The organism is uncultured Roseobacter sp., from assembly GCF_947495025.1.
Classification (GTDB): Bacteria; Pseudomonadota; Alphaproteobacteria; order Rhodobacterales; family Rhodobacteraceae; genus Roseobacter.
The window spans coordinates 905942-931002 of sequence record NZ_CANLXG010000002.1 but is presented as its reverse complement, the minus strand read 5'-3'; the positions used below and the strand labels follow the sequence as shown (position 1 = coordinate 931002).

The following is a 25061-nucleotide window of genomic DNA, read 5'->3' as shown; positions in this document are numbered from 1 at the left end:
ATTGATCCCGGGTTGGCTTGGATGCGCCTCTATATAGTGGTTTCAGCACAATACAAAAGGAAAAGCCCGCGCACTTGTTTACGTGTCGCGGGCCATCAGGTCTGACTGCTGTCGCTGATCAGGAGCAGCGCTGCTCCGCGTCCTCGACAGCAGCCGTAAAGCCAAGCAGCGAAAACGTGTCTTTGGTGGTCGTTCCACGGCTTGATACGCCGGTGACAACTGCATTGGCACCCCGTTTCATCGCACTGACGATTTTGGCGTCATCCGACGGGCTCGCGGGCCAGGCCCATTCTCCCTCGGTGAACATCGAGAACTCGGTGCCCCCGATATTGACACTGACCTGGCTGCCATCCCGGAACGGATACCCGCCGGTAAACGAAACCTGACCTGCAACGCTGGCACCCGGCTGATACGACACCATCAGCAGAATCTGGCCGCGGTTGGCTGCAACAACACGCCCATCCCGTGTGTTTACGGTCTCGGTTGGTACCGATACGCCCCAGCATTCCTTTGGATTATCTTCGACGAACACATTCCAGTCTGTCTTGGTCGCTACACGGTTGCTGCTCTGCTCCTGCGCCGACGCGCCGGCCGCAACCATCGCAAGCGATGCAGCAAAACCTAAAATAGCAATTGAATTCCGCATGTTTACAGCCTCCAGCCGTATCTGACCTCAAGTGTTTCAGGATCTGACGGCGCCGTTTTTTCGGTACGCTCTCTTGCCAGCCCGGTTGTTCTTCCCGACAAGAACCACAATAACGCGAATTGCACATCGGCTGAAAGACCGATCAGCAGCTTTTCGCTGGAAAGTGAAGGAAAAAATGACTCAACCTGTAGTGATGACAGAAATCTGGCGCGGCGATTTCGTCGAAAGCGTCCATGCCGGCCATGCAGTGGTCTGTGACGCGTCAGGAGATATTGTCAAAGCCTGGGGCGATCCCGATGCCATCGTGCTGTCGCGCAGTTCGTCGAAAATGATCCAGGCCCTGCCGCTGATTACCTCCGGCGCGGCAGACAGGGCCGGTCTTACAACCGAGCACCTGGCGCTTGCCTGCGCCTCGCACACTGGGGCTGCCATCCACACTGACAGGGTCGCGGACTGGCTCGAAACGCTGGGGCTTGATGACGATGCGCTGCGCTGTGGCCCTCAGGAACCGACGGATCTGCCCGCCCGGAACGGGCTGATCTGTGCGGGTCAGGCCCCCTGCCAGCAGCACAACAACTGCTCTGGTAAACACGCGGGTTTCCTGACGCTCAACCAGCATCTGAGCGGTGGAACAGAGTACATCGACAAAGCGCATCCTGTTCAGCAGGCGGTTCTGGAATCCTTTGAAAGGGTAACGGGTGAAACGTCACCGGGATACGGGACCGACGGGTGTTCGGCACCAAATTTTGCCAGCAGCCTGCACGGTATGGCCCGCGCCATGGCGCATTTCGCAGCAAGTTCCGAAGGCAGCGCGGAAGCGCGCCTGCGGGAAGCCATGTGTCTGCACCCCGAACTCGTCGCTGGCGAAGGCCGCGCCTGCACCGGCCTGATGCGCGCAATGGGCGGCAGGGTTGCCATCAAAACCGGCGCCGAAGGGTTTTTCACCGCGATCATCCCGGAGAAAAAGATGGGCGTTGCGCTCAAGATCGCAGACGGTACGACGCGCGCATCGGAATGCACAATCGCTTCAATCCTTGTGAAACTCGGCGTGTTAGAGCCTGATCACGCTGAAACACTGCGGGTCATGGATGCGCCCGTCATCAACCGGGCCGGCCGTCAGACGGGGTGGATCCGACCAGCGCAGACACTGCGCTGATCACATCTCGATGACTTCGGCGACCTCAACAGATCCGGAACCGTCAGCAACCATCGGACAGCCTTTGGCCATGGAAACAGCGTCTTCGACCGTTTCGGCTGACACCACGGTGTAACCGGACAATGGGTTCGCGCCGCCATTGTCCTCAACACCGGTGGCCGTCACCGTTTTTGACATACCGACCGGGTTGCCCGGTACAACGACCGCCGGCCCCATGCCCTCGAACCAGGACTGCCATGCGGCCATGGCCCTTTCGCCCGCTTCCTTGGTCTCGGGTATCGTCCCGCCGTGATAGGCGAAAATGTACTGTGGCATAGTGTTCCCTCCCTGTTTGGCTGCAGCCATCATAACACAGATCGGGTGAGTCGCGGTTCAGGGTGTGACGAAATCCGCCTGGGCATAGCCCTGCAGGTACAAAAGCGCGGTCAGATCACCGTGGTTGATCCGCACATCGCACTGCGCTGCGACGCTGGGTTTTGCATGCAGCGCAACCCCCGTTCCAGCGAGGCCAAGCATGCCCAGATCATTGGCGCCATCGCCCACGGCGATCACATCTGCAGGTGTAAGGCCCAGACGCGCGGTGATCTCGTTCAGCGCGTCGACTTTGGCCTGTTTGCCAAGGATCGGTGTGCCGACTGCGCCGCTCAGCACATCGCCATCGGTCAGCAGCGTGTTCGCCCGGTTCTCATCAAATCCCAGTTCGTTCGCCACAGCACTGGTAAAGGCTGTGAATCCGCCAGAGACGAGGGCCGCGTAACCGCCATGTGCCTTCATGGTTGCGAGAAGTGTGCGACCGCCCGGCATAAATTCGATCCGCTCAGCCAGGACCTCGTCGATGATGCTGACGGGCAGCCCTTTGAGCAATCCGACACGTTCACGCAGCGCATCATTGAAATCCAGCTCACCATTCATGGCACGGGCCGTGATGTCTTTGACCCGATCGCCGACACCGGCCTCGTCCGCCAGTTCATCGATACATTCCTGCCGGATCATTGTGCTGTCCATATCCGCCAGCAACATGCGCTTGCGGCGACCGTCGGTTGGCTGAACGATCAGATCCAGGCCCATCTGCTGCAGATCCGCCCAGACGTCCCACCGGTTTGACGGCACCTCCGCCATGCCGAATTCCGCCGCAACATCGGGCGCGAGCCAGAGCGCATCGCCCCCGCCCCAGGCATTGCGCAGCGCATCGACGGCATGGGCGTCCAGTGCGCGGGCTTCCGGCGCGGACATCAGGGTGACTGTAAACATCTCTGTAGTTTCCGATCCGCAACCAGCATGTCGCAAAAACACGACCCGGCGACGTATTAGACGCCTTTTTGTGATTGCACCAGACAGCAGCGCCCCTTAAGTCCGTCCGTGGGACACCCTTCCCCAACGAAGGGCGCATATCTGGAAGGATAGCATCAATGGCTATACAACAACCGGCCACGCGGCCGGAAAATCCGCGTTTTTCATCAGGCCCCTGTGCCAAACCCCCCGCATACGATCTGAGCCGTCTGGCATCTGCCCCCCTGGGCCGGTCACACCGCGCCGCGCCCGGCAAGGCAAAGCTGCTCGCCGCGATTGAAACCACGCGCGAGATACTCGGCGTGCCGGCAGATTACAAAATCGGCATCGTACCTGCCTCTGACACCGGCGCTTTTGAAATGGCGATGTGGTCTCTGCTCGGTGAACGCCCGGCAGAAATGGTCGCGTGGGAGAGCTTTGGCGCGGGCTGGGTCACGGACGTAGCCAAACAGCTGAAGATTGAGCACAGCGTGCACACAGCAGACTACGGCGAGATCGTAGACATGGCCGCGCTGAACTATGATAACGACGTCTGCTTTACCTGGAACGGCACCACCTCAGGCGTACGCCTGCCCTCGGGCGATGTGATTCCATCAGACCGCGCGGGGCTGACCCTGTGCGATGCGACGTCTGCAGCCTTTGCCGCGGACCTGCCCTGGAACAAGCTCGATGTAACGACATTCTCCTGGCAAAAGGTACTGGGGGGCGAAGCCGCGCACGGCATGCTGATCCTCAGCCCGCGCGCTGTGGAAAGGCTGGAAAGCTATACGCCACCCTGGCCCCTGCCAAAGATTTTCCGCCTGACCAAAGGTGGCAAACTGATCGACGGTATCTTTACCGGTGCGACAATCAACACCCCGTCAATGCTCTGTGTCGAGGACTATCTGCTGGCGCTCGACTGGGCGAAATCCGTGGGTGGCCTGCAGGGGCTGATTGCCCGGGCGGATGCCAATACGGCGGCTATTTCCGCTTTTGCAGAGACACATGACTGGATTGATTTCCTGGCTGTGGACCCGGCGACACGGTCCAATACATCCGTCTGCCTGAAGTTCACCGACGACCGGATCACGGACGGTGCCGCCTTTGCCAAAGCTGTGGCGAAGCGGCTCGCAGACGAGAATGCGGCCCTTGATATCGGTGCCTATCGTGACGCGCCCGCCGGTCTGCGGATCTGGTGTGGTGGCACGGTCGAGACCGCCGACATCGAGGCGATGCTGCCCTGGCTGACATGGGCCTTTGAGACCGAGATCGAAGCCCTGGCCGTGTCGGCGTAATCCGCCGACGCGATCCCGACAGAACACCGACGTAATACCGACATTCAGAAATGGAGCCCCAAATGGCCCCCAAAGTACTCATCTCCGACAAACTTTCGGAAGCCGCCGTTCAGATTTTCCGCGACCGTGGCATCGACGTGGATTTCCAGCCCGACGTGGGCAAGGACAAGGAAAAACTGGCGGCGATCATCGGCGATTATGACGGCCTGGCGATCCGCTCGGCCACCAAAGTGACCGAAAAGATCATCGCTGCCGCCACGAACCTCAAAGTCATCGGCCGCGCCGGGATCGGCACCGATAACATCGACAAGGATGCCGCTTCACAGAAGGGCATCATTGTAATGAACACGCCCTTTGGCAACATGATCACCACTGCCGAGCACGCTATTGCGATGATGTTCGCCGTAGCACGCCAGATCCCCGAGGCCTCGTCCTCTACCCACGCCGGCAAGTGGGAGAAGTCGAAGTTCATGGGCACCGAGCTTACCGGCAAAACGCTGGGTGTTATCGGTGCCGGCAATATCGGTGGGATCGTCTGTGACCGCGCCCGTGGTCTGAACATGAAGGTTATCGCCTATGACCCCTTCCTCGGGCAGGAGAAAGCCGACAAGATGAAGGTTGAAAAGGTCGAACTGGACGATCTGCTCAAACGTGCTGACTTCATCACACTGCATGTCCCCTTCACCGATCAGACGGCAAACATCCTGAGCCGCGACGCCATTGCGAAAACCAAAAAGGGTGTGCGCATCATCAACTGTGCCCGCGGCGGCCTGGTAGACGAGGAAGCCCTCGCAGATGCGCTGAAATCGGGCCATGTCGCTGGTGCTGCATTTGATGTTTTCGCCCAGGAACCGGCAAACGAAAACCCGCTGTTCAATCTGCCCAACGTGGTCTGCACACCGCACCTGGGTGCCGCTACGACAGAAGCGCAGGAAAACGTAGCCCTGCAGGTGGCCGAACAGATGTCGGACTATCTGCTGACCGGTGCGGTCACGAACGCGCTGAACATGCCATCGGTCACCGCCGAAGAGGCCAAGGTTATGGGCCCCTGGGTCAGCCTGTCGGGTCATCTGGGTGCGTTCATCGGTCAGATGACGGACGAGCCGATTAAGGCGATCAATATTCTTTACGACGGAACCGTCGCTGAAATGAACCTGCAGGCGCTGAACTGCAGCGTGATTGCGGGCATCATGAAAAAGGTCAATCCGGACGTGAACATGGTCTCTGCGCCAGTTATCGCTCAGGAGCGCGGCATTCAGGTCTCAACAACCAACCAGGGAAAGTCCGGTGCATTTGACGGGTACATCAAGGTGACGGTGGTCACGTCCAAGCGCGAACGCTCCGTTGCGGGCACCGTCTTCTCGGATGGCAAACCGCGCTTTATTCAGATCAAAGGCATCAACATCGACGCTGAAATCGGTGCGCATATGCTCTACACGACCAACACGGACGTGCCGGGTATCATCGGGGCCCTGGGCCAGACCATGGGCGACAACGGTGTGAACATCGCGAACTTTACTCTGGGTCGTGCTGCAGCCGGTGGCGAGGCCATCGCCCTTCTCTATGTGGACGAGCCTGTCCCCGCCGAGGCACGCGCAAAACTCGCGGAAACGGGTCTTTTTACGCAGATCAAACCGCTGCAGTTTGACGTCGCCTGACGGGACAACCTGCCACAGATCAGAGGCGCCCGTTTTACAGCGGGCGCCTTTTCATTTTTGCGCTTATGCGGCATGACGCCCACAAGGAGCCGGATTATGCCCACACCCGTCTATGCCATAGGTGACATCCACGGTCAGTTTGAAGACCTGCAACGCGTTCTGGCGCTGATTGAGGCGGACGGCGGCAAAGACGCCGAGATTGTTTTTGTGGGTGACTATGTGGATCGGGGGCCGGACAGCAAAGCAGTGGTTCAACTGCTGCTGGACGCGCAGACGCAGGGCCGGCCCTGGCGCATAATCAAAGGCAACCATGACCGGTATCTGACACGGTTTCTGGATTTCCGCATTGTACATGATCCGGCCACCCGGCCCGATCTGTTCTGGTTCAATCCGCGTCTGGGGGGCGACAAGACTCTCGCCTCATACGGGGTGCAGGCCGAAGACGGAGGCCCGCTGGTCGAGATTCAGCAGGAAGCTGTAGCGGCTGTGCCTCAGGCGCACCGGGATTTTCTGAACAACCTGCCGCTGACACATGCGCATGGTGATCTGCTGTTTGTGCATGCCGGAATCCGCCCGAAGGTATCACTGGATCGGCAGATCGAGGACGATCTGCTGTGGATCCGCCAACCGTTTCTGGAATACCGCAGGTCATTTGGCCCGCTGATCGTGCACGGTCACACGGCGCTGGATTATCCTGAACACGCTGGCAATCGTGTGAATCTGGACGGCGGCGCGGGATATTTCCGCCCCCTGCATGCCGCCGTATTCGAGGGTCGCGACTGCTGGTTATTGTCCGGCGACGGGCGCGTTCCGCTTCGTCCATAACGCGACAGCAACCATTGCCCAGGCCAGGAGACCCTGGCTGTGCGCACTGAGGTTTGACCGCCAGGAAAACGTCAGCAGCCGGGCAAGGCGCTCCGGACCAGGCAGATCACCGATAACAATTTGCCGCGGCAGGTCTTCGAACAGAAATCCGTAGTAGGTGTAGTAAACCTGCGGCGACAGCCAGACAAACAGCACAAACAGCACGATTGCTGTAAACAGTCGCAACCACCACGGCCGCCCGCGCGTAACACGACGGGTTACCCACAGCATAAACAGGCAAAGCACTGCAGACAGCAGTGCCAGCCCGGTCTGCCCCATCTGCGTCAGCGAGAAAAAGCTATCTTCGGCGTATGTGCTCAACGGGTCCAGTCCAGCACCACTTTCCCCGACCGACCGGACCGCATCGTGGCAAAACCGGCCTCAAAGTCATCGGCTGAGAACCGATGGGTGATGACCCCGCTGACGTCCAGACCGTTCTGCAGCATCGCTATCATTTTGTACCATGTCTCAAAGATTTCCCGTCCATAGACACCTTTGATCGTAATCGCCTTAAAGACAATATCGCTCCAGTTAACCGGACTTTTGCCTGGTGGAATGCCCAGCATCGCAATCCGCCCGCCCATGGTCATGGCCCCGACCATCTGGTCAAGAGCATGCTGATTGCCGGACATCTCCAGGCCGACGTCAAAACCCTGAGTCATCTTCAGGTCAGAAATTGTTTGGGTCAGATCCTGCTCGGCAACATTTACCGGCACCACATCCGCAACCTGGGCGGCCAGCGTCAGACGTTCAGCATTGACGTCGGTAATCACCACGTGACGGGCACCGGCATGGCGCGCCACAGCCGCCGCCATGATCCCGATGGGTCCGGCACCGGTAACCAGAACATCCTCGCCGATCAGATCGAAACTCAGTGCCGTGTGCACAGCATTGCCCAGGGGATCAAGGATTGCGCCGATATCGTCAGAAATATCGTCGGGCAGTGGCACCACGTTGAACGCGGGCAGGCAAAGATATTCCGCAAAAGCGCCCTGCTCGTTCACGCCGATGCCCCGTGTCGCCGGATCGAGGTGAAACCTGCCCGCGCGGCTCTGACGGGATGTTTTTCCGATCAGATGTCCTTCGCCCGAGCACCGCTGCCCGATCGCCAGGTCGGTCACATCACGGCCCAGTTCGACAATCTCACCGGCAAATTCGTGCCCGGTGATCAGCGGCACAGGAACGGCTCCGGCAGCCCAGTCATCCCAGTTCCAGATGTGGATATCCGTGCCACAGATACCCGTTTTTCTGATCCTGATAAGCACATCTTCCGGACCCGGTTCCGGTACGGGTGAATGGGTCATCCACAGGCCCTCGCGGGCGTGGAGTTTGCTGAGTGCTTTCATTTCATTGGTCATGTGATTACCCCGCAGGCTTTGCCTGCGACCTCAAAAGCCTGCAGCGCACGGTCCAGATCTGCCCGTGTCAGGGCCGCATTCATCTGCGTCCGGATGCGGGCCTGACCACGCGGGACCACCGGGAAAAAGAACCCCGACACAAAGACACCTTCCTCGAAAAGCCGTGCGGCCATGTCCTGGGCCAGCTGTGCTTCGCCCAGCATCACCGGCACAATCGGGTGTGACCCGGGCAACAGGTCAAATCCCAGCCGTTCCAGCCCCGCACGCCAGTACTCAGTATTTTCAAACAGCCGCGCGCGCAGGTCGTCGCCCGCCTCCACCAGGTCCAGCGCCTTCAGCCCGGCAGACACAATAGATGGCGGCAATGAGTTGGAGAAAAGATAAGGGCGCGCACGCTGCCTCAGCAGGTCGATCACCGGCTGAGGGCCCGCGATATAGCCTCCGATCGCGCCACCCAGAGCCTTGCCGAGTGTGCCGGTGACGATATCAGCCTGAATTCCTGCTGCTGCAGGGGTGCCAGCCCCTTTTGGCCCGATGAACCCGGTCGCGTGGCAGTCATCGACCATCACCATCGCGTCGTATCTGTCGGCCAGCGCCCGGATGTCTCGCAACGGCGCAAGTGTGCCATCCATGCTGAAAACACCATCTGTTGCGATAAGAATAAACCGGGCACCTTCTTCGCGTGCAAGCTGCAGCTGGCCTTCAAGATCGGCCATGTCCGCATTTGCATAGCGGTATCTTTTCGCCTTGCAGAGCCGGATACCATCAATAATCGAGGCATGGTTCAGCGCATCTGAAACTACCGCATCCTCTGGCCCCAGAAGCGGTTCAAACAGCCCGCCATTGGCGTCAAAACATGCGGCAAACAGGATCGAATCGTCATGGCCCAGAAACCGTGCAAGCCGCTGTTCAAGCTGACGGTGAATGTCCTGCGTGCCGCAGATAAACCGGACAGAGGCCATCCCGAACCCGCGCGGTTCCATCGCATCACGGGCAGCCCCGATCAGGTCGGGATGATCAGCAAGGCCGAGATAATTGTTGGCACACAGGTTGATAACGTCGCGATCGCCTACGGCGATCTGCCCACCCTGAGGAGAGGTGATCATGCGCTCGCGTTTCATCATACCGTCGGCCTCGATCTGGCCGAGAGTTTCGGTGATGTGGTCGATATAGCGTTGCGTCATGACAGACTCCTTTCCCGGATCGTCTAACATGGCGGACGGATTTCCGAAATAGGGGAATTACACTTTAGCGGATAAATTCCGTGTTATCGGATTTCAGGCATCCTGGACGACCAGAAAAACCCGTGCGGCCCCGTTCCGGGCGGCAATCCGGTGCGGCACATCTGCGGCATAGCGCGCTGTGTCTCCAGATCTCAGGGTAGTGGTGCTGTCTCCACTGGTAACCTGCAGTTCTCCCTCGATGACTGTCAGGTGTTCACGCGCACCACGGGTATGCGGCTGGCTGTCGAGCACGCCCTCAGATTCAAATGCTACCTCGTAGACCTCGTGCTTTCCTGCTTCTTCGGGTGGTGACAGGATACGGATCCGACACCCCGAGCCGAGGTTGTCGATTGTAGGCACCTCGCTGGCCCGAAGTGTTTCGATACGGGGCGTCGCTGCGGCGCCATCCAGCAATCCGGCAAAATCCACCTGAAGCGCGCGCGTCAGGTTCCAGAGGGTCGCGATTGTCGGGCTGCTCTCGCCGCGCTCAATCTGGCTGACCATCGAGCGGGAAACGCCCGAGAGTTTAGCAACAGCATCCAGAGAGAGTCCCAGCGACCGTCGCGCCTCTTTGAGCCGGGCAGGAAGATGAGTGAGAATGGCATCTGCGGAATCCGTCATATGAGCGGTTTCGCCGATATGGCGGAACCTGTCAACGCAGCTCTGACGGCACGTCGCGGCTGACATCCCGGATGGCATGGATCATAGTCAGACCGGCAACGCAGGGAGAGCACCATGACCAACGAGATCGTAATTCTGGACGGCGCGCGGACCGCTATCGGCACTTTTGGCGGGTCTCTGGCCGGGACGACACCGATTGAACTTGGCACTGTTGCCGCCAAAGCCGCGCTTGAGCGCTCGGGCGTCGAGGGTGCTCAGATCGGACATGTTGCCTTTGGTCATGTGATCAACACCGAACCGCGCGACATGTATCTCAGCAGGGTGGCCGCGATGGACGCGGGCGTGCCGGAGACCACGCCGGCCATGAATGTGAACCGGCTGTGCGGGTCCGGCGCACAGGCAATTGTCTCTGTAATTCAGTCTCTGATGCTTGGGGATGCGGACTTTGGTCTTGCCGGCGGTGCAGAGAATATGTCGCGCTCTCCCTTTATCATGCCTCAGCAGCGCTGGGGTGCAAAGATGGGTGATGTCAAAAGCCTCGATATGATGCTGGGTGCGCTCAACTGCCCTTTTGGCACCGGTCACATGGGCGTGACGGCAGAAAACGTGGCGGCAGAACACGGCATCAGCCGCACGGATCAGGATGCATTCGCGCTTCAGAGCCAGGAGCGCGCGGCAAAGGCAATCGAAGCCGGGCACTTTGCAAGCCAGATCACACCCGTTCAGGTACGGGTAAAGCGGGATATGGTCCCGTTTGAAACCGACGAGCACCCGAAAGCGACGACTGCCGAGGCGCTTGCCGGTCTGCGCGCGGTTTTCCAGAAAGACGGAACCGTCACGGCGGGAAATGCCAGCGGGATCAACGACGGTGCCGCGGCCCTCGTCCTGGCAACAGCCGGTGCTGCTGAAAAAGCAGGGCTGACGCCCAAAGCGCGCGTGCTCGGCTATGCCCACGCCGGTGTCCGGCCGGACGTTATGGGGATCGGACCAATTCCCGCTGTGCAGAAGCTGTTTGACAAGACCGGTCTGACTGCCGGGGATTTCGATGTTGTCGAAAGCAACGAGGCATTTGCCGCGCAGGCGCTTGCCGTCTCTGGTGCACTGGGGTTCGACGCAGCCCGGGTAAATCCAAACGGCGGCGCGATTGCGCTGGGCCACCCTGTTGGCGCCACAGGTGCCATAATCACCGTCAAAACACTCTACGAGCTGGAGCGGACCGGCGGCAAACGCGGACTTATCACGATGTGTATCGGTGGTGGTCAGGGCATCGCGCTGGCCATTGAACGCCTCTGAACGCAGACCGGGGTACCGTCAGAAGAACGCAAGATCCACAAGGATCAGCGTGGTCGCCCCGGATATCCCGATCATCGTGCCCAGAACGACCGCACCGGCGATCCAGCGCAGCAGGCTGCGGTCCTTGGCCGGCGTTTCCGGGTTGCCCTGACGGATCAGCGCACTTTCAACCAGCCCCGGCAGGCGCGGTCCGAAACGGCTCATCACGCGCGCGGTTCTGGCAATATCTGTCAGAACTGCCTTTGGTCCGATCGCCTTTGAAATATAGTCGGACACAATCGGGCGGGCGACTTCCCAGATATTGATCTGGGGGTTGAGAGAACGGGCAACACCTTCGACAACGACCATTGTGCGTTGCAGCAATATGAGTTCGGTGCGGGTTTCCATGCCAAAGCGTTCGGTCACTTCAAAAAGATAACTGAGCAACCGGCCCATAGAGATTTTCGTGGCATCCATGCCGAAGATCGGCTCACCAACAGCACGCAAAGCGCGGGCAAATTCGTCAACGTCTTTGTCCGCGGGCACGTAACCGGCTTCAAAATGAACCTCGGCCACGCGTTTATAGTCGCGGCGGATAAAGCCATAGAGGATTTCGGCATACACTCTGCGGGTATATTCATCGATATGCCCCATGATGCCAAAGTCGTAGGCGACGATATCGCCGTTGGGCGCCACCTTCAGGTTGCCCTGGTGCATGTCTGCGTGAAAATACCCGTCCCGCAGCGCGTGGTTCAGAAAGAGCTGCAGCACCCGGTCGCCCAGCACGACGCGGTCGTGCCCGGCAGCATCTATCGCGTCATTGTCACCCATCGGGGCACCGTCAGCCCAGCCCAGAGTCATGACACGGCGTGCGGAATATTCCCATTTCACCTGCGGGAGCTGAAAGCCTTCATCATCTTTGGTGTTCGCCGCAAACTCGGCGGCCGATGCGGATTCCAGCCGCAGATCCAGCTCGCCCTGAACGACACCGTCAAAGTGTTCGATGACCTCGATCGGACGCAGCCTGCGCGAGCCCGGCGAAAAGAAATCCACGACCCAGGCCGCCAGATAAAATGCATCAATATCCTTGCGGAATGCCCGCTCAATGCCCGGGCGCAGGACTTTGACGGCGACTTCTTCGCCATTTTCGGCGAGCGTCGCTTTGTGCACCTGTGCGATAGATGCAGCCGCCACCGGTTCACTGAAGTCGGTAAACATCTGATCCACAGGCAAGCCCAGCTCGCGCTGCACTTCGGCTTTGGCCTCCTGCACCGAGAAGGGTGGCAGCTTGTCCTGCAGAACCCGCAGCTGCAGCGCCATCTCGTCACCCACAACATCCGGGCGGGTCGACAGGATCTGACCAAACTTGATGTATGCAGGGCCCAGCGCGGTCAGGGCGCGCGTCACGGGCGGCATATTAGTGTCACCCTTATAACCCAGGAACGTGAATGGCGTGGCGAGGGCACGGGCCACGATCCGGACGGGCGCAGGTGTCTCGAATGCGTCCAGCACGGCCTTCATCGCACCGGTTCGCTGAAATGTGGCGCCTGTGCGGATCAGCCGCCAGATATTATGCGGGCCGCGCACAGATCAGATCTTCCAGCCGGAATGCAGACAGGCCACACCCATGGTCAGGTTACGGTATCTGGCATTGGCAAAACCAGCATCACGGACCATCTGCAGAAAGGTTTCCTGGTCCGGAAAATTACGGATCGATTCCACCAGATACTGATAGCTGTCGCGGTCACCGGCAATTACCTGACCCATGCGCGGGATGACGTTGAAACTGTAGAGGTCGTAGGCCTTTTGCATGGCAGGATTGGGCAGCTGGCTGAATTCCAGCACCATCAGGCGGCCCCCCGGTTTCAGCACACGAAAGGCTTCGTTCAGAGCGTCCTGTGGGCGCGTCACATTCCGGATACCGAATGAGATTGTATAGACGTCAAACGTGTTGTCCGCGAACGGCAGCGCCATGGCATCACCGGTGACCCAGTCCAGCTGGTCGGCCATCTGTTCGGCCTCGGCGCGTTTGCGGCCCTCGACCAGCATGGATTCCGTCAGATCCAGGACGGTCGCATGCCCGTGTCCTGCGCGTTTTAGAAAGCGGAACGAAATATCACCCGTTCCCCCGGCCACATCCAGCAGTTTCTGGCCCGCGCGCGGCGCCAGCCAGTCCATCATCGCGTCTTTCCACAGGCGGTGCACCCCACCTGACATTACGTCGTTCATGATGTCGTATTTGCTGGCAACAGAAGAAAAAACGCCCTGAACCAGACCGGCTTTGGCGTCTTCTGCCACAGTTTCAAATCCGAAATGTGTGGTTTTGTCGTCTGGGTCGGTCATCGGGTCTTGTCGCCTTGTGGTTTCGGTCTTGTTATAGGCCTCAGGGGGGCAGGCACAATGCGGCCCTTTGGTCACACCGCGAAATCAGGAATATATGGCAGCGTCCGAAACACATACATGGCGGGAAACCCGGATGACGGGCTGGGGGAAATGGCTGCAGCTTGTCCTGGACGGCCTGTTCGCTCTGCTGGTGGGTGCAGTGCTGTGGTGGGGTAACCTGACGGCCGCCGGGACCCTGCCCGGTGTCATCATCTGGCTGGTCATGGTGTATGTGGCGATCTACAATCCGGTCTCGCGGTTCAGAACCGGGCTTGCATGGAATGACGAGGGCATTCGCCGCACGGGTCTCTTCCGGGACGGGCCGGTCCGCCACTGGGACGACCTGAAGGATATGCATCGTAGTCCACATGCACGCTCCACTGTTCTTGAGTTCGGACTACTCCGAAAAATCCGGGTGCGGTGGAGCTATGATGCCCACCGCGACATCATCCAAATCGCAGAACGAAAGCTGAAAAAAGATGCCTGAACTGCCCGAGGTCGAAACGGTCATGCGCGGCCTGAGCCCTGCTATGCAGGGGGCCGTCATCGCCCGTGCGGATGTAAACCGCCCGGACCTGCGGTGGCCTTTTCCGGATAATATGGCGGGCCGTCTGTCCGGAGCCCGTGTGCTGGGTCTGCGACGGCGGTCCAAATACATCCTCGCAGACCTGGACACCGGTGAAACCCTGCTCATTCACCTGGGCATGTCAGGGCGCATGCTGGTTTCCGGGGACCCGCTTGGTCAGTTTGTGCACGATCATCCGGCGCCCGAGAAACACGACCATGTGGTTCTGCATATGGATAACGGCGCGCGCATTACATTTAACGATCCGCGCCGCTTTGGCGCGATGGACCTGATGCAGACAGCCGGCGCGGAAAACCACAAGCTGCTTGCTGTGCTGGGCCCGGAGCCGCTGGGCAATGATTTCCATGAATCACATCTGATCGCCGCACTGCGAGGACGCATGATGCCGGTCAAATCTGCGCTTCTTGACCAGAAAATCGTGAGCGGACTGGGCAATATCTACGTCTGTGAGGCGCTTTTCCGCGCGAAAATTCACCCACGGCGAAAGGCGGGGCGCATTGCTGAACCCAGGGTTGCAACACTGGTTCCGATTATTCGTCAGGTACTCGAAGAGGCAATTGAGGCAGGCGGGTCGTCCCTGCGGGATTTCCGCCAAGCCGATGGAGAGCTTGGATATTTTCAGCACAGTTTCGATGTTTACGGCCGCGAGGGTGCGCCCTGCCGGGCCGGGGGCTGCACCGGTGAAGTCCGGCGAATCGTGCAGTCGGGACGCTCATCTTTCTTCTGCGCGCAATGCCAAAGATAGCTTGAAGTGCGCAGGCCGCATGGTATTGACTGCAATTTCCACGAAACGACAGAGAGCTTTTCTGCATGGCTTACGAGACGATCATCGTTGATGTCGATAACCACGTCGCCCTGATCACCCTGAACCGGCCCGATGCGCTGAATGCGCTGAACGACCAGCTGCTGGGTGAGCTTGCAGATGCCCTCGCCGGTGCGCAGGAAAATGAAAAGGTCCGCTGCATCATCATCACCGGCTCTGAAAAGGCGTTCGCTGCCGGTGCGGACATCTCGATGATGAAGGACAAGTCTTTTGTCGACGCGTTCGCCGGTGATCTTTTCACGCCTGAAACCGAACAGATCATGCGTGTACGCAAGCCAATCATCGCCGCCGTATCCGGGTACGCGCTGGGTGGCGGATGCGAGCTTGCAATGATGTGCGACTTTATCATCTGCTCGGACACCGCCAAGTTCGGCCAGCCAGAGATCAACCTCGGTGTTGTCGCGGGCCTGGGCGGCACCCAGCGCCTGACACGCCTTGTCGGTAAGTCCAAGGCCATGGATATGAACCTCACGGGCCGCTTTATGGACGCCGAAGAGGCAGAGCGTTCTGGTCTGGTGTCCCGCGTCGTGCCCTGCAAGAAACTGCTGGAAGAAGCGCAGAACGCTGCACAGAAGATCGCCGAGAAATCGACATTGTCGGTCATGGTCGTCAAAGAAGCGGTGAACCGTTCCTATGAAACCACGCTGCGCGAAGGCCTGCTTTTTGAGCGGCGCATGTTCCACTCGCTGTTTGCCACCGAGGATCAGCTCGAAGGCATGTCCGCATTCCTGGAAAAACGCGAAGCACAGTTCCGCGACAAATAACGTCTGTCCGGGGTGCCGACTTTCCGGTTTGCAAATCCTGCAGAACCGTCTATAGACCCCGCCAGACATGCGCGTGCAGCCCGCTCAGGCTAGAATCACCTTCGGGACAGTTCTGTCCGTCCGGGTCCTGCGTTGCGCAACAAGACCGAAACAACGAACCCGAGAAAAGGTTTTTCACGCATGGCAAATTCGCCCCAGGCTAAAAAACGCGCCCGCCAGAACGAAGCACGTTTTCAGATCAACAAAGCGCGTCGTTCGCGTATCCGTACCTACCTGCGCCGTGTCGAGGAAGCGATTGCTTCCGGTGACAAGGACGCGGCCGCTGCTGCCCTGAACGCGGCACAGCCTGAACTGATGCGCGGCGTCACCAAGGGCGTTTTCCACAAAAACACAGCGGCACGCAAAATGTCCCGGCTGTCCTCGCGGGTCAAAGCCCTGGGCTGATCCGGACTTCTGATGAGTCTCAAAAAGCGCCGTTTTTGCGGCGCTTTATTTATGAAAATAAGGCTTCCGGGACGCGGACAGAGATTCTTTTCTGAAAATTCAGAGTCAAGAATGAAGTTCAGTTGCCGTGCCGCTCACGATCTTGCTACCAGTGTACAGCGATTCATTTCGCATTGGGGGGCGGGCCCTGAGAATTCCGCGGTGTTGCGACCGCAAAATGGAATTCCCGGGGACTGGGTACAGAAGTATCTGTGCACTGTCTGCAAGCGCCGTTTTTCGGTTGTTTGCCCTGTCGAAAATAAGAGGACGGCGAGTCCTGATCCGTTGAGCAGCCCGTGTCAGGGCGTAAGGGTCGGACTCTCTTAATTCTAAAACGTCCGGCGGACCTCGCCTGTTCCCACGGGAACGGGACAGGAGAGCTTTGCCTGACATAACCGGACCGGCAGTCAAAGATGGCGCCGTTCCTGAACGGGTAAAAAAGGAAAACGGGTCTAATATGACTGAAGAAATGTGGGGGCAGCTGAGGCAGCGGCTGCGCAAGACCGTAGGGCAGAACAATTATACAACGTGGATCGAGCCGATACGCTTCCGATCTGCTGTGGATGGTATCGCCCTTTTTGATGTGCCCACAAACTTCCTTGGAAACTACGTGAATCAGAATTTCGCCGATGCGATTCTGCATGAGGTCAAAACTGCAGAGCCGGACATCAGAAGACTGAAGTTCGCCGTGCCTGCCGTTGCCGCCGTCGCTGACGGCCCTGCCGGCGAAACCACTTCTGCGCGGCCCGCCACGCCGCGCGCCGCGTCCAACCCCACACTCGCGACTGCCCCGCTCGATACCCGTTTCACCTTTGACACATTCGTTGTGGGCAAACCCAACGAGCTTGCGCATGCTGCTGCCAGGCGGGTGGCCGAGGGTGGTCCCGTGACCTTCAACCCGCTCTTTCTTTATGGCGGCGTCGGCCTGGGCAAAACACACCTGATGCACGCGATTGCGCATGAACTGCGCCAGCGTAAACCCGGTATGAACGTGCTCTATCTGTCGGCAGAGCAGTTCATGTACCGTTTTGTTCAGGCCCTGCGCGACCGCAAGATGATGGATTTCAAGGAAATCTTCCGGTCAGTCGACGTTCTGATGGTCGATGATGTTCAGTTCATTGCCGGCAAAGGCAGCACGCAGGAAGAATTCTTTCACACCTTCAATGCGCTGGTAGACCAGAACAAGCAGATCATCATCTCTGGTGATCGTGCGCCCGGTGAGATCAAGGACATGGAAGAGCGCGTCAAGTCCCGTCTTCAGTGCGGTCTGGTGGTTGATCTGCATCCGACGGATTACGAACTGCGTCTCGGCATTCTGCAGAGCAAGGTTGAGCAACAGCGCGAAACCTACCCGGATCTGGAAATTGATGAGGGTGTGCTTGAATTCCTCGCACACCGCATTTCGACAAACGTCCGCGTGCTCGAAGGCGCACTGACACGGCTCTTTGCCTTTGCGTCTCTTGTCGGTCGTGAGATCAACATGGAGCTGACGCAGGATTGTCTGTCTGACGTGCTCCGCGCCTCCGAGCGAAAGCTCACCGTCGAGGAAATCCAGCGACGGGTGTCTGACCATTACAACATCCGGCTGAGCGACATGATCGGCCCCAAACGCCTGCGCAGCTATGCGCGCCCGCGTCAGGTCGCCATGTATCTGTGCAAACGTATGACCAGCCGTTCGTTGCCGGAAATCGGTCGTCGCTTTGGCGGTCGGGACCACACAACCGTCATGCACGGGGTCAAACGGATCGAGGAGCTAAAGGTACAGGACGGTCAGATCGCCGAAGACCTTGAACTGCTGCGCCGGGCGCTCGAAGAGTAACTTTCCCTGTGGCCTGCTGCCTTTGATGGATGCAGCAGGCCTTGACGCCCTGCCCGTATGCTGGGACTACTCCATAAAACGCTTGTGAAGTCGGGCAAACCGGGTAATTTGCCTGTCCCGACCGTCGACCAGGAAGTGGTACCATGAAGATCAGCATCGAACGCGCAGCTCTGCTCAAAGCCGTGTCTCAGGCACAGTCAGTGGTCGAGCGCCGCAACACCATTCCGATCCTTGCCAATGTGCTGATTGAGGCCGAAGGCAGCGATGCCACTTTCCGCGCGACCGATCTGGATATCGAAGTGGTCGACAAGGCCGCAGCCCAGGTGGAGCGTGCGGGTGCCACAACAGTCGCTGCCACGACACTGCATGAGATTGTGCGCAAGCTTCCCGACGGTGCGCTTGTGACGCTGACCGCCGACAACGCGACAGGCCGTCTGACGGTCGAGGCGGGCCGGTCAAACTTCTCCCTGGCAACGCTTCCAAAAGAAGACTTTCCGGTTATGGCGTCGTCAGAATATGCGTCGAACTTTTCGGCTGCGGCACCTGCCCTGCGGCGTCTGTTCGACAAATCAAAATTCGCCATCTCGACAGAAGAGACACGTTACTATCTGAACGGTGTCTATATGCACATCGCGGACGCTGAGGGCGGTCAGGTGCTGCGCTGCGTCGCAACTGACGGTCACCGCCTCGCACGCATCGATGCCGACCTGCCCGAGGGTGCTGCGGACATGCCGGGCGTGATTGTGCCCCGCAAGACAGTTGGTGAGCTGCGCAAACTGCTGGACGATGATGAAATGAAAATCGCGGTTTCGGTCTCGGAGACCAAGATCCGCTTTGCCACTCCGGATATTACGCTGACCTCCAAGGTCATCGACGGCACATTCCCGGACTATACGCGCGTCATTCCCCAGGGAAATACGCGCAAGCTGGAGGTGGATGCCGCCGATTTTGCGCAGGCTGTAGACCGCGTGGCCACAGTCAGTTCCGAACGGTCGCGTGCGGTAAAACTGCAGCTGGATGAAGATCGCCTTGTCCTGTCGGTCAATGCGCCGGATTCGGGTGCTGCGGAAGAAGAGCTCGCCGTTGCCTATGGGGACGAACGTCTCGAGATTGGCTTTAACGCCAAATACCTGCTGGAAATCGCCAGCCAGGTGGATCGTGAGAATGCGGTGTTCCTTTTCAATTCATCGGGCGATCCGACACTGATGCGCGAAGGCAATGATCAGACGGCTGTTTATGTTGTCATGCCAATGCGCGTCTGAGCGCCGTTACGTCTGAATTTCGTGCCTCGGCGGGGATGTTTTCAGCCAGAAGAAGTCCGGAGCCATGGCACTTTGCCTGACAGCCCTAACACTATCGCATTTCCGCTCGCATAAAACGGCGCGCCTGGCGCTTGATGGCCGGCCCGTGGCTCTGTTCGGACCGAATGGTGCGGGAAAAACCAACATTCTCGAAGCAGTTTCTCTGTTTTCACCGGGGCGTGGTCTGCGTCGGTCGAGTGCGCAGGACATGGCACGCCGTCCGGAGGCGCTGGGATGGAAAACCACAGCCGAGCTGCGATCTCTGCATCAGGTCCACGAGGTCGAAATCTGGTCGGAAGAGGGTGCCCCCCGTCAGGTCAGGATTGATGGCAAAGCTGCAGCACAGACCGCTCTGGGTCGTGTTGCCCGCGTTCTCTGGCTGATACCCTCGATGGACAGGCTCTGGATTGAGGGCGCCGAGGGGCGCCGGCGGTTTCTGGACCGCATGACCCTGAGCTTTGAGCCGGATCATGCAGAAGTATCACTGGCCTATGACAAGGCAATGCGGGAACGTAACCGGCTGCTGAAAGACATGGTACGCGAACCCTCCTGGTACACAGCCCTGGAGGCGCAGATGGCCGAAGCAGCGATCAGCATCAGCGCCAACCGTGACAGCGCTCTGAGGCAGCTGGCACTGGCACAAAAGGACGCGGCAACAGCTTTTCCCACCGCAACACTCGAGCTGGTGTACGCGGAAACACCCCCACCCGCGTCCGAAGAAGATCTGCGCGCTGCGCTGTCGGATCACCGGGCGCGCGACATGGCGGCGGGGCGTACGCTGATCGGCCCGCATCGCGCGGACCTTTTCGGAACCTACGCCGCCAAGGATATTCCGGCCCGCGATTGCTCGACAGGCGAACAGAAGGCTTTGCTGGTGTCACTTATTCTCGCCAATGCGCGGGCGCTGGCCGAGAGTTTTGGCGCGCCACCGCTCCTGTTGCTCGACGAAGTGGCGGCGCATCTTGATCCCGACCGGCGTGCTGCTCTTTATGACGAGATCGCGGCCCTGGGGGCGCAGGCCTGGATGACCGGAACTGAACGTGCGCTGTTTGACGCCCTGGGAGACCGCGCACAGTACTTTGAGGTGACCGAAACAGAGGGTACATCCGGGGTCCGCGCCCTGTGACAATCTCTGCTTCTGACCTTCTGCTCTATGCCGGCGCGCTCGTGATCCTGTTTCTCACACCGGGACCAGTCTGGCTGGCGCTCATGGCGCGCGCATTGTCAGGCGGTTTCAGTGCGGCCTGGCCTCTGGCGCTGGGTGTGGCTGTGGGAGACATCCTCTGGCCGCTGCTCGCCGTTCTGGGCATCTCGTGGATCCTGTCTGTCTTTGACGTTTTCATGGCGGTGCTGCGCTGGGTTGCCTGCGGGGTTTTTATCGCCATGGGCGTGCTGCTCATCCGGCACGCAGGTCAGGCCATCAGCACGGACAGCAGGCTGACAAAACCCGGTCTCTGGGCCGGTTTCTTGGCGGGTATCATCGCCATTCTGGGAAACCCCAAAGCGGTCCTGTTCTACATGGGCGTGCTGCCGGGGTTCTTTGACCTTCGGGGCATCACGTGGCTTGATGTCGCTGCAATCATCGGCATGTCCGTGGCCGTCCCTCTGGTCGGCAACATCATCCTCGCCGCCTGCGTAGGTAAAATCCGCAGCGGCATCACGCGCCCTGAAACACTGCGCAGGATCAATATCGTATCGGGTGCGGCACTTATTGTGGTTGGTGTGCTCATCCCCTTGCTCTGACACAAAATATTGTGCCTGCCGCGTGACATTGCCGGCAAAAAATCGTATAAAATCGCAAAAATACAAAGGTGTGACACGATGTCGGATACCGGGCAGACGCCACAGGAATATGGCGCCGATTCTATCAAAGTTCTCAAAGGGTTGGAGGCGGTCCGAAAGCGCCCCGGGATGTACATCGGTGATACCGATGATGGCTCCGGTCTGCACCATATGGTCTATGAGGTCGTAGACAACGGTATCGACGAAGCTCTGGCAGGGCACGCAGACGCTGTAACGGTCACAATTCACGATGATTCATCAGTTTCAGTCAGCGACAACGGCCGCGGTATTCCGGTCGGTATCCACGAAGAAGAAGGTGTTTCAGCGGCCGAGGTCATCATGACCCAGCTGCACGCCGGCGGTAAGTTTGACAGCAACTCCTACAAAGTCTCAGGCGGCCTGCACGGCGTGGGTGTGTCGGTTGTCAATGCGCTGAGCGACTGGCTCGAACTGCGCATCTGGCGCGAGGGTAAAGAGCACGTCGCACGGTTCGAGGGCGGCTTTACCACCAAACACCTCGAGGTTGTGGGCGAAACCGACCGCACCGGCACCGAAGTACGGTTCATGGCCTCGACAGAGACCTTTTCCAACCTGGAATACTCCTTCGAAACGCTGGAAAAACGTCTGCGCGAACTGGCGTTTCTGAACTCAGGCGTGCGGATCATTCTGGTGGACGAACGGCCTGCCGAGCACCTCAGATCTGAGCTGTTTTACGAAGGCGGGGTAAAGGAGTTCGTGAAATACCTCGACCGCCACAAAAGCTCTGTCATGCCCGAGCCGATCTTTATTACCGGCGAACGCGACGACATCGGTGTCGAAGTCGCGATGTGGTGGAATGACAGTTACCACGAGAATGTGTTGCCTTTTACCAACAACATCCCGCAACGCGACGGTGGTACGCATATGGCGGGTTTCCGGGGCGCGCTGACACGGACGATCAATAACTATGCCCAGTCCTCCGGTATTGCCCGCAAGGAAAAAGTCAGCTTCACCGGCGATGACGCGCGCGAGGGTCTGACCTGTGTGCTGTCGGTCAAAGTGCCGGATCCGAAATTCAGCTCGCAGACCAAGGACAAACTTGTCAGCTCCGAGGTACGCCCGGCTGTCGAAGGTCTGATGAACGAAAAGCTGGCTGAATGGTTCGAGGAAAATCCGACAGAGGCCAAGATCGTCGTTGGCAAGATCATCGAGGCGGCTCACGCGCGCGAGGCTGCCCGCAAAGCGCGCGACCTGACACGGCGCAAGACGGCCATGGATGTGAACTTTCTCGCCGGTAAGCTGAAGGACTGCTCTGAAAAAGATCCTGCCAAGACAGAAGTTTTCCTCGTCGAGGGGGACAGCGCCGGTGGCTCTGCGCAGACTGGTCGTGACCGGCAGACACAGGCGATCCTGCCGCTGAAGGGCAAGATTCTGAACGTTGAACGCGCCCGCTTTGACCGGATGCTCGGCAGCCAGGAGATCGGGAACCTGGTGATGGCTCTGGGCACGGGCATCGGACGCGACGAGTTCAACCTGGAAAAGCTGCGCTACCACAAGATCGTCATTATGACGGACGCCGATGTGGATGGTGCGCACATCCGTACGCTGCTTCTGACGTTCTTTTACCGTCAGATGCCCGAGCTGATTGAACACGGGCATCTCTACATCGCACAACCGCCGCTCTACAAAGTGTCGCGCGGCAAATCGGAGGTCTATCTGAAAGACGAGGCCGCGATGGAGGAGTACCTCATTCAGCAGGGTGTAGATGGCGCGATCCTGAAGCAGGGCAACGGCGAGGAAATCTCCGGGGCTGATCTGGCACGGGTTGTAGACCTTGCACGCCAGATGAGACGTGTGCTCGAGGCCTTCCCGACGCATTATCCGCGCCATATTCTTGAACAGGCTGCGATTGCAGGCGCCTTTGCGCCCGGTGTGGTCGACGCAGACCTTCAGGGCACCGCTGACAAGGTTGCGGCGCGCCTGAACCTGATTGCCGAAGAGTACGAACGTGGCTGGCAGGGCCGAATCACGCAGGATCACGGCATCCGGCTGGCGCGCATCCTGCGCGGTGTCGAGGAGGTCCGCACGCTGGACGGTCGTATTCTCCGCGGCGGAGAGGCCAAAAAGACCGGCAGTTTCACCCGGAGTCTGCAGGACGTTTACAACCTGCCGGCAACACTGGTGCGCAAGGATAGGTCTCAGATGATTTTCGGACCTCTTGATCTGCTGCATGCCATTCTTGAAGAGGGTGAAAAGGGGCTTTCTCTGCAACGGTACAAAGGTCTGGGTGAAATGAACCCGGACCAGCTGTGGGAAACGACGCTGGACCCGGATGCGCGCACGCTGCTGCAGGTGCGTGTCGAGGATATGGCAGAGGCGGATGATCTCTTTACCAAACTGATGGGTGACGTCGTCGAGCCGCGCCGTGAGTTTATTCAGCAGAATGCGCTGAGCGTTGAAAACCTGGATTTCTGACGCGCGTTTGCCGGCTGTACCAGCTGCAACGCGCCCGGCCCGCCCAGCTCATCGCTGCGCCCTGACATTAAGGTAAACGCAACGTTAATCCGCGGTGCGGACGGCTAAACCATGCGAAAGGCTTTTGGCTCAGTTTGTGCTGGTCAAACAATACGCACGGGAACCCAAATGGCCGATATCTCCAGCAGTCTCTCGCTCCCCTTCATTATGCCGAACCAGGCACAGAAACATGTCACGCACAACGAAGCGCTGCGTATTCTCGACGTTGTCACGCAGCTTGGGGTCATGTCGGATGACCTGACGGCCCCGCCCGCCAGCCCCGCGACGGGCGCGCGGTACATCGTGGGCGACAGCGCCACGGGCGACTGGGCCGGACGCGACGGCGAGGTCGCTCTTTTCGAAGACAGCGCCTGGCGTTTTTTCGTGCCGCGTGCAGGATGGCGTGCCTGGGTGACCTCCCGCGAAACACTTCTTGTGCATGACGGCGCCGAATGGATCGACCTCGACAGTGCCGAATTGCAGGATATCGAGGCCTTTGGTCTTGGCATGGCCACCCTGCCCGGCACACCTTTTTCCGCCAAGCTCAACGCCGCAGTCTGGACAGCGCTCTATTCTGCAGATGCGGGCACCGGGAGCTTTGTTTCGACCCTGAACAAGGAGAATTCCGCCGATGACCTCGGATTTATCTTCCAGCAGGATTTCCAGACGCGCGGGCTTTTTGGCCTTTTTGGCAGCGACAATCTTCGCCTGTCCACCTCGCCTGACGGCACGAATTTTTTTGACGGGCTGAGTGTCGATGTCGCGACAGGCATCGTTGATCAGCCTAACCTGCCGCGCTTCAAGGGGACTACGAATTTTGATAACTACTGCGCTGCCGACACCTGGATCACGATCGCGGTCAACGATACAGAGTACAACGACCAGAACGTCTTTGATGCCGGTACCAACAGTTTCACCGCGCCGGTTGCAGGAACCTATGTTTTCGGGGGCGGCCTGACCTTCCGTGAAAACACCAGCGCACTGGTCAGCATCGGCGGGCGACTTTTGCTGAACGGAACGGATGTGATCTCCGGCTCGCAGGGTGAAATCACCGGCCCGCATGTCACCGAGCGCACCTCGCTGAATATTCACGCCATGGCTTCGCTGGCCGCCGGCGATACAGTAGAGCTTCAGGGGCGCGTCCGCGCGCTGGACGGTTACTTTCTGGCGGACCAAACGGCGTTCTGGGGCTACAAAGTCGGCTGATATCACACCGGTGTGTACCGGGGCTGCGTGACAGTGCGGCTGTGTCATGTACACAGTCTG

24 protein-coding genes are annotated in these 25061 nt (G+C 59.1%); 15 read left to right on the top strand and 9 right to left on the bottom strand.

All coding sequences use genetic code 11. The annotated features are described in order from the left end of the window. Nucleotides 1-118: 118 nt before the first annotated feature. Nucleotides 119-646: an invasion associated locus B family protein gene (locus tag Q0792_RS12730; protein WP_298841021.1), complete on the bottom strand. Its 528-nt coding sequence runs from the start codon at nucleotides 644-646 to the stop codon at nucleotides 119-121. A gap of 175 nt (nucleotides 647-821) precedes the next feature. On the opposite strand from Q0792_RS12730, the gene Q0792_RS12725 reads away from it, so the two are divergent. Then, complete coding sequence (locus Q0792_RS12725; RefSeq protein ID WP_298841019.1) at nucleotides 822-1802, top strand: asparaginase; 981 nt, start codon at nucleotides 822-824, stop codon at nucleotides 1800-1802. Here Q0792_RS12725 and Q0792_RS12720 read toward each other — a convergent pair whose 3' ends face one another. Together Q0792_RS12720 and serB are read right to left on the bottom strand one after the other, a co-directional pair. Beyond that, nucleotides 1803-2117, bottom strand: coding sequence for a hypothetical protein (locus Q0792_RS12720; protein WP_298841016.1), 315 nt, complete (start codon nucleotides 2115-2117; stop codon nucleotides 1803-1805). 57 nt (nucleotides 2118-2174) lie between these two features. Further along, a complete protein-coding gene (serB, locus tag Q0792_RS12715; protein WP_298841012.1) occupies nucleotides 2175-3053 on the bottom strand; it encodes a phosphoserine phosphatase SerB in 879 nt (292 codons plus the stop codon). Between the two features lie 158 nt (nucleotides 3054-3211). On the opposite strand from serB, the gene Q0792_RS12710 reads away from it, so the two are divergent. From Q0792_RS12710 to Q0792_RS12700, 3 genes are all read left to right on the top strand, one after another. Beyond that, complete coding sequence (locus tag Q0792_RS12710) at nucleotides 3212-4366, top strand: phosphoserine transaminase (RefSeq protein WP_298841010.1); 1155 nt, start codon at nucleotides 3212-3214, stop codon at nucleotides 4364-4366. A 62-nt stretch (nucleotides 4367-4428) separates the two neighbouring features. After that, nucleotides 4429-6024 (top strand): phosphoglycerate dehydrogenase, encoded by a 1596-nt coding sequence (serA, locus tag Q0792_RS12705; protein WP_298841008.1) that lies wholly within the window; start codon nucleotides 4429-4431, stop codon nucleotides 6022-6024. 96 nt (nucleotides 6025-6120) lie between these two features. Continuing rightward, on the top strand, nucleotides 6121-6849 hold the full coding sequence (locus tag Q0792_RS12700; protein ID WP_298841006.1) for a metallophosphoesterase family protein: 729 nt from the start codon (nucleotides 6121-6123) through the stop codon (nucleotides 6847-6849). Here Q0792_RS12700 and Q0792_RS12695 read toward each other — a convergent pair. The 4 genes from Q0792_RS12695 to Q0792_RS12680 all read right to left on the bottom strand — a co-directional run bounded on the left by Q0792_RS12695 (nucleotide 6811) and on the right by Q0792_RS12680 (nucleotide 10090). After that, entirely contained in the window at nucleotides 6811-7209 is a 399-nt protein-coding gene (locus Q0792_RS12695; protein WP_298841004.1) for a hypothetical protein, read from the bottom strand. The genes Q0792_RS12700 and Q0792_RS12695 overlap by 39 nt on opposite strands. After that, on the bottom strand, nucleotides 7206-8246 hold the full coding sequence (tdh, locus tag Q0792_RS12690) for an L-threonine 3-dehydrogenase (protein ID WP_298841002.1): 1041 nt from the start codon (nucleotides 8244-8246) through the stop codon (nucleotides 7206-7208). Before tdh ends, Q0792_RS12695 begins: the two co-directional genes overlap by 4 nt. Beyond that, the gene (locus Q0792_RS12685) at nucleotides 8243-9430 is read right to left on the bottom strand and encodes a glycine C-acetyltransferase (protein ID WP_298841000.1); all 1188 of its coding nucleotides are present in this window, start codon (nucleotides 9428-9430) and stop codon (nucleotides 8243-8245) included. Before Q0792_RS12685 ends, tdh begins: the two co-directional genes overlap by 4 nt. Before the next feature lie 93 nt (nucleotides 9431-9523). After that, complete coding sequence (locus Q0792_RS12680; protein WP_298840998.1) at nucleotides 9524-10090, bottom strand: helix-turn-helix domain-containing protein; 567 nt, start codon at nucleotides 10088-10090, stop codon at nucleotides 9524-9526. Between the two features lie 114 nt (nucleotides 10091-10204). Between Q0792_RS12680 and Q0792_RS12675 the strand changes: the two genes are divergently transcribed. Then, nucleotides 10205-11383: an acetyl-CoA C-acyltransferase family protein gene (locus Q0792_RS12675; protein WP_298840996.1), complete on the top strand. Its 1179-nt coding sequence runs from the start codon at nucleotides 10205-10207 to the stop codon at nucleotides 11381-11383. A gap of 18 nt (nucleotides 11384-11401) precedes the next feature. On the opposite strand, the gene ubiB is transcribed toward Q0792_RS12675, so the two are convergent. Both ubiB and ubiE read right to left on the bottom strand, forming a co-directional pair. After that, nucleotides 11402-12949, bottom strand: coding sequence for a 2-polyprenylphenol 6-hydroxylase (ubiB, locus tag Q0792_RS12670; protein WP_298840994.1), 1548 nt, complete (start codon nucleotides 12947-12949; stop codon nucleotides 11402-11404). A 3-nt stretch (nucleotides 12950-12952) separates the two neighbouring features. Beyond that, nucleotides 12953-13705, bottom strand: coding sequence for a bifunctional demethylmenaquinone methyltransferase/2-methoxy-6-polyprenyl-1,4-benzoquinol methylase UbiE (gene ubiE, locus Q0792_RS12665; RefSeq protein WP_298840992.1), 753 nt, complete (start codon nucleotides 13703-13705; stop codon nucleotides 12953-12955). Nucleotides 13706-13838: 133 nt separating this feature from the next. On the opposite strand from ubiE, the gene Q0792_RS12660 reads away from it, so the two are divergent. From Q0792_RS12660 to Q0792_RS12615, 10 genes are all read left to right on the top strand, one after another. Then, on the top strand, nucleotides 13839-14231 hold the full coding sequence (locus tag Q0792_RS12660; protein ID WP_298840990.1) for a hypothetical protein: 393 nt from the start codon (nucleotides 13839-13841) through the stop codon (nucleotides 14229-14231). After that, a complete protein-coding gene (gene mutM, locus Q0792_RS12655) occupies nucleotides 14224-15075 on the top strand; it encodes a bifunctional DNA-formamidopyrimidine glycosylase/DNA-(apurinic or apyrimidinic site) lyase (RefSeq protein ID WP_298840988.1) in 852 nt (283 codons plus the stop codon). The genes Q0792_RS12660 and mutM overlap by 8 nt, the downstream gene beginning before the upstream one ends. 65 nt (nucleotides 15076-15140) lie before the next feature. Next, nucleotides 15141-15917: an enoyl-CoA hydratase gene (locus Q0792_RS12650; RefSeq protein WP_298840986.1), complete on the top strand. Its 777-nt coding sequence runs from the start codon at nucleotides 15141-15143 to the stop codon at nucleotides 15915-15917. A gap of 180 nt (nucleotides 15918-16097) precedes the next feature. Beyond that, nucleotides 16098-16361 (top strand): 30S ribosomal protein S20, encoded by a 264-nt coding sequence (gene rpsT / locus Q0792_RS12645; RefSeq protein WP_298840983.1) that lies wholly within the window; start codon nucleotides 16098-16100, stop codon nucleotides 16359-16361. 496 nt (nucleotides 16362-16857) lie between these two features. Further along, a complete protein-coding gene (gene dnaA, locus Q0792_RS12640) occupies nucleotides 16858-18219 on the top strand; it encodes a chromosomal replication initiator protein DnaA (protein ID WP_298840981.1) in 1362 nt (453 codons plus the stop codon). 143 nt (nucleotides 18220-18362) lie between these two features. Beyond that, on the top strand, nucleotides 18363-19481 hold the full coding sequence (dnaN, locus tag Q0792_RS12635) for a DNA polymerase III subunit beta (protein ID WP_298840978.1): 1119 nt from the start codon (nucleotides 18363-18365) through the stop codon (nucleotides 19479-19481). A 64-nt stretch (nucleotides 19482-19545) separates the two neighbouring features. After that, nucleotides 19546-20646 (top strand): DNA replication/repair protein RecF, encoded by a 1101-nt coding sequence (gene recF / locus Q0792_RS12630; protein WP_298840975.1) that lies wholly within the window; start codon nucleotides 19546-19548, stop codon nucleotides 20644-20646. Next, the gene (locus Q0792_RS12625; protein ID WP_298840974.1) at nucleotides 20643-21263 is read left to right on the top strand and encodes a LysE family translocator; all 621 of its coding nucleotides are present in this window, start codon (nucleotides 20643-20645) and stop codon (nucleotides 21261-21263) included. Before recF ends, Q0792_RS12625 begins: the two co-directional genes overlap by 4 nt. A gap of 78 nt (nucleotides 21264-21341) precedes the next feature. Continuing rightward, complete coding sequence (gene gyrB, locus Q0792_RS12620) at nucleotides 21342-23756, top strand: DNA topoisomerase (ATP-hydrolyzing) subunit B (protein ID WP_298840968.1); 2415 nt, start codon at nucleotides 21342-21344, stop codon at nucleotides 23754-23756. A 168-nt stretch (nucleotides 23757-23924) separates the two neighbouring features. After that, nucleotides 23925-25001: a DUF2793 domain-containing protein gene (locus Q0792_RS12615; RefSeq protein WP_298840966.1), complete on the top strand. Its 1077-nt coding sequence runs from the start codon at nucleotides 23925-23927 to the stop codon at nucleotides 24999-25001. Nucleotides 25002-25061 lie beyond the last annotated feature (60 nt).